The following is a 13,671-nucleotide window of genomic DNA, read 5'->3' on the forward strand; positions in this document are numbered from 1 at the left end:
ATTATGCACGCTGCATTGCCGACCCTGTACCGGTCGCTCGCCCGGCATCGTCTGTACGCCATCCTAAACATCGGCGGGCTCGCGCTGGGCGTTGCCGTGTTCCTGGTGCTCTTCCTCTTCGTGCGGTTCGAGACGGGCTATGACCGCGTGCTGCCGGGGTGGGAGCGGGTGTGGAAGGTGGAGCGCAGCATCCAGTTTCCGGGCAATCCGCGGTTTCAGATCCCCTCGTCGCCCGAGCTGCTCGCGCAGCTCAGGGCCGCGTTTCCCGGGCTCGTCGGCGTCCGGATGACACCGTACGACACCGCCACGGTGTTGACCGGGCAGAGCAGCGCCACGGCCAGGCTGGCGCTGGTGGATCCGGGCTATTTCCGGATCTTTCCGTCTCCGGTCCTGGAGGGCGATATCGCGAGCACGCTCGCACGGCCCGATGGCATCGTCGTCACCCGCATGGTCGCGGAGACCTATTTCGGCAGGGCCAGCGCGCTGGGCCGTACGTTGACGGTCGCGCGCGACGGTAAGCCCGCGGTCTACCGGATCGGTGCGGTGATCGCGAACCTGCCCGCGAACACGACCTATGTCAGCGATATGTTCGCGGCGATGCCCGCGCGGCCCGCCGCCGACGAACAATCCGCCGGCTACGGCGTGACGACCTTCCTGTCGTTGCCCGATGCCGCGAGCGCGGATCGGATCGCCACCTTCATCCGTCGCCACCCCGATCCGGGCTTCAACGCGGACAGCATCAAGTTCCTGACCGAGGACATCACGCCGCTTGCCGACCTGCACCTCGCGGACAGGCGCAGCCGCACGGTCGTGACCGTTCTCGGCACCGTGGGCGCGGTCGCGTTGCTGCTGGCGATGCTCAACTATGTGAACCTGGCGACTGCGCGGGCAGGGATGCGCTTACGCGAGATCGCGATGCGCAAGGTGCTCGGGGCGACGCGCGGCACGCTGGTCGTCCAGCTGCTCGGCGAAGCGCTGGTCGCCGTGACGCTGTCGGCGCTGGTCGGTCTGACGCTGGCGGAGATCGCGCTGCCGTTCGTCAACGCGATCGGCGGGACGGGTCTAACGCTCGTCTATTGGGGGGCGCGATCGATCCTGCCGCCGCTTGCCGCGCTGGTCGTGCTCGTGACGCTGCTCGCAGGCTTCTATCCCGCCTTCGTGATTTCGCGGTTCCAGGCCGCCGCGGTGCTCGCCGCAGCACAGACTCCAGGGGGTGACCGCACCGGGGCCCGCGTCCGCAAGGCGTTGGTCGTGCTCCAGTTCGCGATCGCGACCAGTTTGATGATCGGCACCGCGGTGCTCGTCGCGCAGGCCCGCCACATCCAGAATGCCGATATCGGCTTCGGCCGCGACGGCCTCATCATCGTCAACGGGTTTGGCGACCGCGCGCTCGATCCGGCGCAGAGGACCGAACTCGCGGCCGCGATCCGCGCTATCCCAGGCGTGGCGGCCGTGACGACGAGCGGCATCGTGCCAGGCGGCGGGAGCTTCGCGATCGGCAAGATGCACCGCGCCGGGGCGACCGGCGAACCCCCGATGATCGTCCAGGGCACGGTCGGAGACGCCTTTTTCGAAACCTACCGCGCGAGACTGATCGCGGGGCGGCTGTTCGATCCCGCCCGCTTCGCACTCGACATCGGCAATGGCGAGAAGGATCCGCCCGCGCGACGGCCAAATGTGATCCTCAACCGCACCGCGGTCCGGAGGCTGGGGTTCGCACGTCCCGCGGACGCGATCGATCAGGTGGTGGGGCGCGATGCCGGGGCGGTTCGGATCGTCGGTGTCGTCGACGACATGCGGTTCGGCACGCCGCGCGATCCGGTCGATGCCCTGGCCTATAGCTACCGGCCCGACGGCGGCTATCGCTCGGTTCAGGTCGTCCGGACCGCGGGCGATTCCGCGCCGGCGCTCGCGCGCATCGAAACGCTGTGGCACCGGATCGCGCCGGCGGTGCCCCCGGCCGCGGTGACGGTCGATCAGAAACTCTACGAATCCTTTTATCGCCAGGACGTCCAGCGATCGCGGTTGTTCATGATCGGCGCGGTGCTCGCGGTCGCGATCGGTTGCATCGGGCTCTATGGCCTTGCGGCGTTCGATACCGCGCGACGCGTGAAGGAGATCGGCATCCGCAAGACGCTCGGCGCCTCGACGACCGACGTGCTGCGGCTGCTCATCGGGCAGTTTCTCAAACCCGTGCTGATCGCGACGATGATCGCGGTGCCGCTGGCCTATTACGCGATGGAGCATTGGCTCGCCGGGTTCGACGACCGGGTCGCGCTGTCGCCCTGGCTGTTCGTCGGTGCCGTCGTCCTCGCCGCGAGCATCGCGGTAGCGACGATCCTGGGCCAGACGCTCCGCGTCGCGCGGAGCGAACCCGCACGGGCGCTGCGATATCAATGAGCCGCTCGCTTTAACTGTTCGGGACCGCTTCCGTTCGCCGACGCGTTACTCGCGATCAGCCTATAACGATCGACGGGAGTTTCACATGCAGCGGTACAAAGCAGCGATTGCCGGAGGGCTAGTGGCTGGCCTGGTCACGACGGCGGTGATGGTGGCGGGTCGCAAGACCGGCGTGCTCACGAAGACGCTCGATCGCGATGCGGTCGACTGGATCGACGACGTGACGGGATCACGGGCGGTGATCGGCGACGCGGGCACCAGCGCGGTCGAGTTCGCCAACCATCTCGGCGCATCGGCCGCGTTCGCCGCGGCGCTGCCCGCGATCCAGCGCGCTGCGCCGTCGCTGTCACCCGCCACGATCGGCATACTGTACGGCACGGCATTGTACGTCGTGAATATCGCCGGGATCGCGCCGGTCCTCGGCATCACCGACGGGGAAATCAACGCCGGACCGCGCAAGGCGGCAGAGCGCTGGGCGATCCACGTCCTCCAGGCCGTCGTCACCGCGCTGGTCGCGGAGCGCCTGGCCGCCGGGTCGGAAGCGGACTAACCGTTTCACTCGGGGGCGCAGCGAGGGCGCAGGGCCTTGCAGCCAAAGCGCCGTTCGCCACGCCTTAATACGGGAAGCCTGACTCTTCCATTTCAGCGTAGGCACCGAAATCATGCCGGGTTGCGACACGATAGGGCGTAGCGGCGGGGATCATGAAATCGAAACTTCACATGCGCGTCCTGCTGCCGGGTCTTCTGCTGATCCTTGGGGCGTGCAGCGACCATAAGCGATCGAACAGCTTCGACGCCAAGCCGAGCGAGAACAAGGCTACGCCCTATAGCGGCGTGCCTGGGGAAGAGCAGAAGACATAACAGGCGGGGCCGGGTTACGAGAATGTCTGTGCCGTGTGCGTCGATCGCGTGCGGGACGGCAGATGGCGCGCGCGTAGCAGACGAGATTGCACGGAGTGCCCCGTCATGCAGGCGCGGCATCTCTCCGGAAGATGTAGTGCGTCGATAGTAATGATCGTCGCGACGTGTTCTGTAAGCGACAGATGCGACGGCGTAGCCACCAATGTGAGCGGTGCCGCGAAGTATAGAAACGGTGATGAACTCTACCGGACAAGCAAACGCCCGGATCGTTGCCGATCCGGGCGCCTGCGTGACGATCGCTCGTCAGCCCCCATTTTTGTGCTTCCGCTCTGCACCTTCGGTGCGGCGTAAAAGCAGTCCCCGAACCACGGCCGTTGCCTGTGTCTCAGCAAGGTTTTTGCTAGTTATGTCAGCGGGCTTTGTCACGATATTTGCGAGTGCGGCGGCACGATTGGATACGCGCTGTGGCGATTGCGCAACATACCAATCTAGCCATCGGGTGCGGTCATACCCATGGCGGCGGTCCACGCGGGCGCAGTTGCCTCGCGCGGGGCCGCGTCCTAGAGCCGCAGAACTGTTTCCCTAACGATCGAACCCGGCTGCCCATGATCCTGTCCCGCTATGAACGGATGATAGCCCGCCGCTATCTGCTGCCGGGCAAGGGCGAGGCGTTCATCTTCCTCGTCGCCTCGATCAGCCTGGTCGCGGTGATGCTCGGCGTCGCCGCGCTCGTCATCGTGATGAGCGTCATGAACGGCTTCCGCGCCGAGCTGTTCGACAAGATCGTCGGGCTCAACGGGCATGCGGTGGTGCAGGGCGTCGGCGGCAAGTTGCCGGACTGGCGCGATATCGTCGCGCAGGCGCGTGCGACGCCGGGCGTGACCAGCGCGGTGCCGCTGATCGAGCAGCCGCTCGCCGCCACCTATAACGGGCGTGCAGAGGCGGTGCTGGTCCGCGGGATGCGAGTCGACGACATCCGGCGCAATTCGACGATCCAGGGCAAGGTCCTGATGGGCTCACTGTCCTCGATCACGCAAGGCTCCGGCCGGATCGCGATCGGCTCGCGGCTCGCCGAATCGCTCGGCGCGCAGGTCGGGTCGGAAATCTCGCTGTTCAGCCCGCAGGGGCAGACGACGCCGTTCGGCACGGTCCCGCGGATCGTCAGCTACACCGTCGGCGCGATCTTCGAGATCGGCGTCTATGATTACGACAAGGCGTATATCATCATGCCGATCGAGGATGCGCAGACGCTGCTCCTGATGGGCGATGCGGCGGGCATGGTCGAGTTGAAGACGGTGAACGCGGACAAGGTCGGCGAGATCCTCAAGCCGCTGGCGGACAAGATCGGCGGCCGCGCGATCATCCAGGACTGGCGGACGATGAACGCGCAGCTGTTCGAGGCGCTCGCGGTCGAGCGGGTCGCGATGTTCACCGTGCTGTCGATCATCATCCTGGTCGCGGTGTTCAACATCCTGTCGTCGCTGATCATGCTGGTCCGCGCGAAGACCCGCGACATCGCGATCCTGCGCACCATGGGGGCGACGCGCGGCGGATTGATGCGGATCTTCATCGTCGTCGGCACCACGATCGGCGCGCTCGGCACGGTCGCGGGGCTCGCGCTCGGCTTCGTCTTCCTGTTCTACCGGCAGGGCGTGGTGAACTTCGTCCAGCTCGTCACCGGGCAGGATCTGTGGGATCCGTCGATCCGCTATCTGACCGAATTGCCGTCGAAGACCGACCCGGTCGAGATCATCGTGATCGCACTGATGGCACTGATCTTCAGCTTCCTCGCGACGCTCTATCCGGCCTGGAAAGCGGCGAGTACCGACCCCGTGCAGGTGCTGCGTTATGAATAATGGCCTTCCGATCGATCGTCGCAGCGAGCAGGCCTATGGCTATGTCCTGGAGACGAGCGGGCTGACCAAGAGCTTCACGCAGGGTGGTGCGACGATCGACGTGCTGCGCGGCGTGGACCTCGCGATCGCGCCGGGCGAGATCGTCGCGCTGCTGGGCCCCTCTGGGTCGGGCAAGTCGACGCTGTTGCAGGCGGTCGGGCTGCTTGAAGGTGGCTTCCAGGGATCGATCAAGATCGCGGGCACCGAGGCGTCGAAGCTCAACGCGCATGAGCGCACGGTGGTGCGCCGCGACAGCCTGGGCTTCGTGTACCAGTTCCATCACCTCCTCCCCGATTTCAACGCGACCGAGAACGTTGTCCTGCCGCAGCTCGTCCACGGCGCGACGCGCGCCGAGGCGGATGCGCGGTCGGCGGAGCTGCTGACCCAGCTCGGCCTCGGTCACCGCCTCACGCACCGCCCGAGCCAGCTCTCGGGGGGCGAGCAGCAGCGCGTCGCGGTGGCGCGTGCGCTCGCCAACAAGCCGGCGCTGGTGCTCGCGGACGAACCGACGGGCAATCTCGACGAGCATACCGCGGACATCGTCTTTGCCGAGTTCGTCCGGCTGGTCCGCGAACAGGGCACCGCGGCGTTGGTCGCGACGCATAACGAGCGGCTCGCCGCACGGATGGACCGCGTGTTCCGGCTCCACGAGGGGCGGCTGGCATGAGCTGGGACGCGACGCCGACTCTGGTCGGGCGTCACGTTACGCTCCGCCCGCTGGTCGCCGAGGACAAGGACGCGCTCGTCGCCGCCGCGTCCGCGGACGATCTGTGGGACCTGTTCTACGCCAATGTCGCGATGATGAAGGCGCCCGACCGCTGGTTCGCCGCCGCGTTCCGCGAGCAGGAGTTCGGCCGCGCGCGAGCCTTCGCGGTGGTCGCAGGCGACACCGTCGTCGGCTCGACCCGCTTCATGCGGATGAACGCCGGTAACAAGCGGCTCGAAATCGGTGGCACCTTCTACGCCACCCTGGTGCAGCGCACCGGCGTCAACACCGAGGCGAAGCTGATGCTGCTGACCCATGCGTTCGAGACGCTCGGCTGCGAATGCGTCCAGATCCGCACCGATAGCCTCAACAAGCGATCGCAGGCTGCGATCGAGCGGCTCGGCGCGAAACGCGACGGCGTGCTGCGCGGGCATCAGGTGATGGCGGACGGCCGCTTGCGCGATACGGTGGTCTACAGCATCCTCGCGCATGAATGGCCCGGCGTGCGTCAGAACCTGACGTACCTGCTCGCGCGCCACGGGAGTGCTGCATGACCGCGATCACCGATTTCACCGTCAAGGCCGCCGACGGCACCGCGGCATCGCTAGAGGCGTATCGCGGCAAGGTACTGCTGATCGTCAACACCGCGTCCAAATGCGGGTTCACGCCGCAGTACGAGGGGCTCGAGGCGCTCCATCGCGACTATGCCGCGCGCGGGTTCGAGGTGCTCGGCTTCCCGTGCAACCAGTTCGGCGGGCAGGAGCCGGGCGATGCCGCGGAGATCGCGAATTTCTGTTCGCTGACCTACGACGTGACGTTTCCGGTGTTCGCGAAGGTCGACGTCAATGGTGGGGCGGCGGATCCGTTGTTCGAGCGGTTGAAGGCGGATGCGCCGGGTGTGCTCGGGTCGAAGGCGATCAAGTGGAACTTCACGAAGTTTTTGGTCGATCGGGAGGGGAGGGTCGTCGATCGTTACGCGCCGACGACCAAGCCTGCGGATATTCGGGCGGATATCGAAAAGCTGCTTTAGCACTGCTGCTACCACCGGCACATCGGCTACCACCCCGGCCCTTCCTACCACCCCGGCGAAGGCCGGGGCCCAAATGGAAAGGTCGCAGTAACGACGCGTAGGCCTTAGTTAGGAACGCCCCCCAATTGGGCCCCGGCCTTCGCCGGGGTGGTGGCGGTGGTGGCGGTGGCGGTGGACGGCACCCTCACCAAAAGGATGTTCCCCCGCGAAGGCGGGGGCCCAGACTGGACTCCCGCCTTCGCGGGAGAACAATGTTAACCGAAAACGCGAGCGCGCCCGTCTTGCGTGCCGGCGCCGTCCTCAACCCACACGCTCGTCATCCTGGGCTCGACCCAGGATCCAGAGCCACGCGGTCCGTCGCCCGTGGCTCTGGATCCTGGGTCGAGCCCAGGATGACGGTGGCAGGGCGAACGGCCCCCGCGCCCCCGGCAACTCCCGCCTCGGTTCGTCGCGTCGCCGCGTGCATAGCCCCCCAACGCGACTGGTCGAATCACGCCCAAGCGCCTACCTGCTAGCGATGCATTCCGGTTACGTCCCGCTCCGCGTCTTTTCCTGCTACACCATGCTCGACGGCGCCATTGATCCGAAGGCGATCGCCAAGCAGGCGCGCGCGCTGGGCTTTCCCGCTGCCGCGCTGACCGACCGCAACGGGCTGTATGCGGCGATGGCTTATTCGGACGCCGCCAAGAAGGATGGCGTGCAGCCGATCATCGGTGTGATGCTCGGGCTGAGCCGCCCCGACATGCCCGACGGCGTCGCCACGCCCTTCGACTGGATCGCGCTCTACGCGCAGAACACCACCGGCTATGACAACCTCTGCGCGCTCGTCTCGATGGCGCATCTCGACCGCCCGATCGAGATGCCCGCGCATGTCGATTTCGCAGCCCTCGAACGCCACACCGACGGGCTGATCGCGCTGACCGCGGGCGGCGAGGGTGGTCTCGCGCGGCTGTTCGCGGAAGGCCAGCCCGACCGCGCGCGCGCCTATCTCGATCGCCTTCAAGGGCTGTTCGGCGACCGGCTGTACATCGAGCTGTCACGCCGCGGCGATGCGACCGAGATCGCTGCCGAGGAGGCGCTGATCGACATCGCCTATGAGCGCAACCTGCCGCTGGTCGCGACCAACCCGTGCTGCTTCACCGAAAGCGCGTTCGGCGACGCGCACGACGCCATGCTCTGCATCGCGCATTCGACCTATGTCGAGACCGAGGACCGCATCCGCAGCTGCCCCGAAGCGTGGATGAAGCCCGCGCCGGTGATGCACGAGATGTTCGCCGACCTGCCCGAGGCGATCGCCAACACGCTCGTCGTTGCGCAGCGCTGCGCGGTGATGGCGCCGTACCGCAAGCCGATCCTGCCGAGCCTCGCCGGTGATATCGAGGGCGAGGCCAAGCTGCTCCGCGACGATGCCGAGGCCGGGCTCGAAAAGCGTCTGGCGCGCATCACCGAGCTCCACGGGGAAGGCGAGGACGGCTGGCGCGAGGTGTATCGCAAGCGCCTTGCGTTCGAGGTCGACGTGATCGTGCAGATGGGCTTTCCGGGGTACTTCCTGATCGTCGCCGACTTCATCAAATGGGCGAAGGATCACGACATTCCGGTCGGCCCGGGCCGTGGCTCGGGCGCAGGCTCGGTCGTCGCCTGGGCGCTGACGATCACCGATCTCGATCCGATCAAGCTGGGGCTGCTGTTCGAGCGCTTCCTGAACCCGGAACGCGTGTCGATGCCCGATTTCGACATCGATTTCTGCGAAACCCGCCGCGTCGAGGTGATCCGCTACGTCCAGGAGAAATATGGCCGCGATCAGGTCGCGCAGATCATCACCTTCGGTAAGCTGAAGGCACGCGCGGTGCTGAAGGATACCGGCCGCGTGCTGCAGATGAGCTATGGCCAGATCGACCGGCTCGCAAAGCTCGTCCCCAACCACCCGACCGATCCCTGGACGCTCGAGCGCGCGCTGAACGGCGTCGGCGAGCTGGCCAAGGAATATGCCAACGACAATGGCGTGCGAAAGCTGCTCGATCTGGCGATGAAGCTGGAGGGGCTGCCGCGCCACTCGTCGACGCACGCCGCGGGCGTGGTGATCGGCGACCGGCCGCTCGCGCAGCTCGTGCCGCTCTACCGCGATCCGCGCTCGGACATGCCCGTCACGCAGTTCGACATGAAATATGTCGAGGGCGCTGGACTCGTGAAGTTCGACTTTCTCGGGCTGAAGACGCTGTCGGTGCTCCAGAAGGGCGTGCAGCTTCTCGCCAAGCGCGGCGTCAAGGTCGATCTCGACGCGCTCGAATGGGATGACGCGGGCGTTTATGCGCTGCTCCAGAAGGGCGACACGGTCGGCGTGTTCCAGCTCGAATCGGAGGGCATGCGCCGCACGCTGTCCGCGGTCCGCCCGTCCAATTTCGGCGACATCATCGCGCTCGTGTCGCTGTACCGACCGGGCCCGATGGATAATATCCCGTCGTTCGGAAGGCGTAAGAACGGCACCGAGACGATCGAATATCCGCACCCGGCGCTCGAAACGATCCTGTCGGAGACCTACGGGATCTTCGTCTACCAGGAACAGGTCATGCAGGCCGCGCAGATCCTCGCGGGCTTCTCGCTCGGCGGCGCCGATCTGCTGCGCCGCGCGATGGGCAAGAAGATCAAGGCCGAGATGGACGCGCAGCGCGCGATCTTCGTCGAGGGCTGCGCCAAGGTGAACAACATCCCGAAGGCCAAGGCCAACGAGCTGTTCGACTTGATCGACAAGTTCGCAGGGTACGGCTTCAACAAGAGCCACGCAGCCGCCTATGCGCTGCTCGCCTACCAGACCGCGTGGCTGAAGGCGCATTACCCGCACGAATTCTTCGCCGCCTCGATGTGCTACGACCTGCATCAGACCGACAAGCTGGCGATCTTCACCGACGACATGCGTCGTCTGGGGATCACGTCGCTGCCGCCGTGCATCAATGCGAGCCAGGCCGAGTTCGACGTTGAGGCGCATGAGGACGGGCTCGCCGTCCGCTATGCGCTCGGTGCGCTCAAGAGCGTCGGCGAGGGCGCGATGGAGAAGCTCGTCGTCGAGCGCGTCGAGAACGGTCCGTTCGCCGGGCTCGACCAGCTCGCCAAACGCGTTGACCCGCGCCTGCTCAACAAGCGCCAACTCGAGACGCTCGCCGCCGCGGGCGCGTTCGACGGGCTCGACCCCAACCGCGCCGGGATCCATGCCACCGCCGAGACGATCCTCGCGATCGCCGCGCGCACGCATGAACAGAAGACCAGCGGGCAGGGCGGCCTCTTCGGCGATGCCGAGCCCGCGGGCGACGCGATCAAGCTGCCGCCGTCGGTGCGCTGGACGCTCAGCCAGCGGATGGATCAGGAGAAGGAGGCGTTCGGCTTCTATTTCTCCGCGCATCCGGTCGATCGCCACCGCCACATCGCCAATAGCCACGGCGCGCGCGCCTATACCGCGCTGTCCGAGCTCAATATCCCCGACGACGGCAGCCGCGCCGGCGCGACGATGGCGGTGCTGGTCGAGGACGCGCGCTACCGCACGTCCGCGCGCGGCAAGCGCTTCATGATGGCGCAGTGTTCGGATGCGAGCGGCCAGTTCATGGCGACGTGCTTCGACGAGCAGGTCTCGAGGGATCTGGAGGAAGCCGCCAAGGCCGGCGGCTGCGGGCTCATCACCGTCGAACTCGATCGCAAGCCCGGCGAGGACACGCCGCGCGTCAGCATCAAGCGGATCCAGCCATTCGAGGGGCTCGCCAACCTCGCGCGGTTCCAGGTCGTCGTGACGATCTCCGACATGTCCGCGTTCGCCGGGCTGGCCGTGTTGCTCGCGGACCATCGCGGTGCGCGCGGCGAGGTTCGCGTCCGCGCGCAACTGCCCGATGGCGAGCTGTGCGTCTTGCTCGGCCGCGACTTCCTGCTCGACGGCGAACTTGCGGAGCACATCGAGTCGTTGCACGGTGTGACCAAGGTGGAGCTGAAGACCTCTGAAACGAGGCTCGCTCTGGTCGGATAACAGCTTGGGAGAGCGAGAATGCTGGGTGGAATGCAGGATTTCGAGCTTCGTGTTCCCCGGCTGATCGACCATGCGGCGCGCGAACACGGGGCGAGGGAACTCGTCAGCTACTGGGCCGATGGTCGCGAGACGCGCACGACCTGGTCCGGCATTGCCCGCGACGCGCGCAAGCTCGCGCAGGCGCTCGAAAAGCTCGGCGTCGCGGCCGGCGACCGCGTCGCGACGCTGGCGATGAACCATGCGCACCACCTCGTCGCCTGGTACGGCACGATCGGGATGGGCGGCGTGATCCACACGATCAACCCGCGGCTGTTCGACGAGCAGCTCGTCTACATCGCCAACCACGCCGAAGACCGCGTGATGCTCTACGACAAGGCGTTCCAGCCACTTGTCGACCGGCTGCGCGGGCAATGGACCATCGTTCGCCATTATATCTGCTTCGACGATCTCGGCCCCGACGGTTTCCAGGCGCGGCTCGACGCGGAGGACGGCGATTATGATTGGGTCGAAGGGCCCGAGCGCGATCCGTGCATGCTCTGCTACACCAGCGGTACCACGGGCAATCCCAAGGGCGTGCTCTACACGCACCGCTCGACGATGATCCACGCGATGGCCGAGGTCGCACCCTGGGTGTTCGATCTCTCGCCAAGCGCGGTCGTGCTGCCGGTCGTGCCGATGTTCCACGCCGCCGCGTGGGGGCTGCCGTTCGCCTGCGCGCTGTCGGGGGCGAAAGTGGTCTATTCGGCGGTGAACGATCCCGCGGTGCTGTGCCGGCTGATGAACCAGGAGCGCGTGACGCATTCGGCGGGTGTGCCGACCGTCTGGCTCGCGATGTTCGGCCATATGGATGCGACGGGCGAGGCGCCCGCGCATCTGAAGCTGGTGACGATCGGCGGCTCGGCGGCGCCGCGCGCGATGATCGACCGGATCATGCGGATGGGCGCCGATGTGAAGCACCTCTGGGGCATGACCGAGACCTCGCCGATTGGCACAGCCGGCTTCGCGCCGCCGCACTGGGACGACATGACGCATGACGAGAAGCTCGATCTCGTCGGCAAGCAGGGCAGTGTGCCGTTCGGGATCGAACTGCGCATCGTCGACGACGCGGGGACCGTCCTCCCGCGCGACGGGTCGATCGCGGGCAAGCTCCAGGTCCGCGGGCCGTGGGTCGTCCAGCGCTATTTCGGCGCGGACCAGGATGCGGTCGATGCGGAGGGCTGGTTCGACACCGGCGACGTCGCGATGCTCCACGGCGACGGCACGATGCAGATCACCGACCGTTCGAAGGACGTCATCAAGTCCGGCGGCGAATGGATCAGCTCGGTCGATCTCGAAAACGCCGCGGTCGGGTGTCCGGGGGTCGCCGAAGCCGCGGCGATCGGCGTGTATCATCCCAAATGGGACGAGCGGCCGCTGCTGATCGTGGTGCGCAAGCCCGGGAGCGAGGTTGGCGAGCAGGCGATCCTTGCGCATCTGGCGGGGCATGTTGCCAAATGGTGGCTGCCCGACGCGATCGTGTTCGTCGACGAGTTGCCGCATACGGCGACGGGGAAACTGCTCAAGACGGCGCTGCGCGACCGGTTCAAGGATTATGCGCTGGTGGCGGTGTAGGGCGACGACGCGGGGCGGCGGCGGCGGCGGGACTCGCCACGCGACTGAGGTTTGATACACCAGAGTCGACCACAGCACCCCCCGTCATCCCAGCGAAAGCTGGGATCTTCGCGTGGCGTGCGCTGCGGCCCGAACCGGGAGATCCCAGCTTTCGCTGGGATGAGGTGGTGGCTGGCGCGTGGGGTAGCTGGGGCGGGGTGCGGTGCGCGTGCGGTTCTCGCTTCCTTGTTCTCCCGCGAAGGCGGGAGCCCAGTCTGGGTCCCCGCCTTCGCGGGGATACACACTTGTTTGGGGCTGGCTGGATACGCTTCCACCCCAGATCATTTCGCACTTGCACAATGTCTGCGATGCAGCGAGCTTGTCAGAATGACAGTCGACCCCCCGATCCTGCGTACCGGTGCGAACGAGGCGAACGCCGTCACGCTGCCCGCACGGCCGGAGGCGCTGCGTCTCGATCCCGCCGAAACCGCAGTGATCGTCATCGACATGCAGAACGCCTATGCGTCGCCCGGCGGCTATGTCGACACGGCTGGCTTCGACATCGCCGGCTCGGCCGCTACGATCGCGCAGATCGCCAAGGTCCTCGCCACCGCGCGCGCCGCCGCGATGCCGGTGGTTTTCCTCCAGAACGGCTGGGACGCGGACTATGTCGAGGCGGGCGGCCCCGGCTCGCCCAACTGGCACAAGTCCAACGCGCTCAAGACGATGCGCGCGCGCCCCGAGCTGCACGGCCGCTTCCTCGCGCGCGGCGGGTGGGATTACGAGATCGTCGACGCGCTGAAACCCCAGCCCGGCGACATCCGCGTCCACAAGACGCGCTACTCGGCCTTCTTTAATTCGCAGCTCGACAGCATCCTGCGGTCGCGCGGCATCCGCAACCTCGTCTTCGTCGGCATCGCCACCAATGTCTGCGTCGAGAGCACGCTGCGCGACGGCTTCCACCTCGAATATTTCGGCGTGATGCTGGAGGATGCGACGCATCACCTCGGGCCGCCCGAGATGCAGGCGGCCACCGTCTACAATGTCGAGAAATTCTTCGGCTGGGTCAGCACCGTCGGCGATTTCTGCGGTTCGTTCGGGCAGTTGTCGAAGTGATCGTTTCTCGCTTGTTCCCTCGCGAACGCGGGGGCCCAGGAATCACGAACGCTGTCGCCTGCGACCC

General features: G+C 66.6%; 10 protein-coding genes. All 10 read left to right on the forward strand.

Annotated elements, in window-relative coordinates; all coding sequences use genetic code 11:
• The first annotated feature begins 3 nt into the window (after positions 1-3).
• Complete coding sequence (locus tag EV283_RS15755; protein WP_130326877.1) at positions 4-2,400, forward strand: ABC transporter permease; 2,397 nt, start codon at positions 4-6, stop codon at positions 2,398-2,400.
• A gap of 85 nt (positions 2,401-2,485) precedes the next feature.
• Positions 2,486-2,950, forward strand: coding sequence for a hypothetical protein (locus EV283_RS15760; RefSeq protein WP_130326879.1), 465 nt, complete (start codon positions 2,486-2,488; stop codon positions 2,948-2,950).
• 152 nt (positions 2,951-3,102) lie between these two features.
• Positions 3,103-3,261: a hypothetical protein gene (locus EV283_RS19225; protein WP_165391803.1), complete on the forward strand. Its 159-nt coding sequence runs from the start codon at positions 3,103-3,105 to the stop codon at positions 3,259-3,261.
• Positions 3,262-3,866: 605 nt separating this feature from the next.
• Positions 3,867-5,117: a lipoprotein-releasing ABC transporter permease subunit gene (locus EV283_RS15765; RefSeq protein WP_130326881.1), complete on the forward strand. Its 1,251-nt coding sequence runs from the start codon at positions 3,867-3,869 to the stop codon at positions 5,115-5,117.
• On the forward strand, positions 5,110-5,823 hold the full coding sequence (locus tag EV283_RS15770) for an ABC transporter ATP-binding protein (protein ID WP_056417089.1): 714 nt from the start codon (positions 5,110-5,112) through the stop codon (positions 5,821-5,823). Before EV283_RS15765 ends, EV283_RS15770 begins: the two co-directional genes overlap by 8 nt.
• Positions 5,820-6,416 carry a GNAT family protein gene (locus tag EV283_RS15775; protein WP_130326883.1) on the forward strand — a complete coding sequence of 199 codons (597 nt, stop codon included), beginning with the start codon at positions 5,820-5,822 and terminating at the stop codon, positions 6,414-6,416. The genes EV283_RS15770 and EV283_RS15775 overlap by 4 nt, the downstream gene beginning before the upstream one ends.
• Positions 6,413-6,892 (forward strand): glutathione peroxidase, encoded by a 480-nt coding sequence (locus EV283_RS15780; RefSeq protein ID WP_130326885.1) that lies wholly within the window; start codon positions 6,413-6,415, stop codon positions 6,890-6,892. Before EV283_RS15775 ends, EV283_RS15780 begins: the two co-directional genes overlap by 4 nt.
• 517 nt (positions 6,893-7,409) lie before the next feature.
• Entirely contained in the window at positions 7,410-10,898 is a 3,489-nt protein-coding gene (gene dnaE / locus EV283_RS15785) for a DNA polymerase III subunit alpha (protein WP_130326887.1), read from the forward strand.
• An 18-nt stretch (positions 10,899-10,916) separates the two neighbouring features.
• Positions 10,917-12,509 (forward strand): long-chain fatty acid--CoA ligase, encoded by a 1,593-nt coding sequence (locus EV283_RS15790; RefSeq protein ID WP_130326889.1) that lies wholly within the window; start codon positions 10,917-10,919, stop codon positions 12,507-12,509.
• 366 nt (positions 12,510-12,875) lie between these two features.
• Entirely contained in the window at positions 12,876-13,604 is a 729-nt protein-coding gene (gene rutB / locus EV283_RS15795) for a pyrimidine utilization protein B (RefSeq protein WP_130326891.1), read from the forward strand.
• Positions 13,605-13,671: the final 67 nt, after the last annotated feature.

Source organism: Sphingomonas sp. BK036, assembly GCF_004216825.1.
GTDB lineage: Bacteria > Pseudomonadota > Alphaproteobacteria > Sphingomonadales > Sphingomonadaceae > Sphingomonas.

What these genes read in the sequence shown, in the direction of transcription:
- EV283_RS15755 (WP_130326877.1), top strand. Translation starts at nt 4, where the DNA reads ATGCACGCTGCATTGCCGACCCTGTACCGGTCGCTCGCCCGGCATCGT.
- EV283_RS15760 (WP_130326879.1), top strand. Translation starts at nt 2,486, where the DNA reads ATGCAGCGGTACAAAGCAGCGATTGCCGGAGGGCTAGTGGCTGGCCTG.
- EV283_RS19225 (WP_165391803.1), top strand. Translation starts at nt 3,103, where the DNA reads ATGAAATCGAAACTTCACATGCGCGTCCTGCTGCCGGGTCTTCTGCTG.
- EV283_RS15765 (WP_130326881.1), top strand. Translation starts at nt 3,867, where the DNA reads ATGATCCTGTCCCGCTATGAACGGATGATAGCCCGCCGCTATCTGCTG.
- EV283_RS15770 (WP_056417089.1), top strand. Translation starts at nt 5,110, where the DNA reads ATGAATAATGGCCTTCCGATCGATCGTCGCAGCGAGCAGGCCTATGGC.
- EV283_RS15775 (WP_130326883.1), top strand. Translation starts at nt 5,820, where the DNA reads ATGAGCTGGGACGCGACGCCGACTCTGGTCGGGCGTCACGTTACGCTC.
- EV283_RS15780 (WP_130326885.1), top strand. Translation starts at nt 6,413, where the DNA reads ATGACCGCGATCACCGATTTCACCGTCAAGGCCGCCGACGGCACCGCG.
- dnaE (WP_130326887.1), top strand. Translation starts at nt 7,410, where the DNA reads ATGCATTCCGGTTACGTCCCGCTCCGCGTCTTTTCCTGCTACACCATG.
- EV283_RS15790 (WP_130326889.1), top strand. Translation starts at nt 10,917, where the DNA reads ATGCTGGGTGGAATGCAGGATTTCGAGCTTCGTGTTCCCCGGCTGATC.
- rutB (WP_130326891.1), top strand. Translation starts at nt 12,876, where the DNA reads ATGACAGTCGACCCCCCGATCCTGCGTACCGGTGCGAACGAGGCGAAC.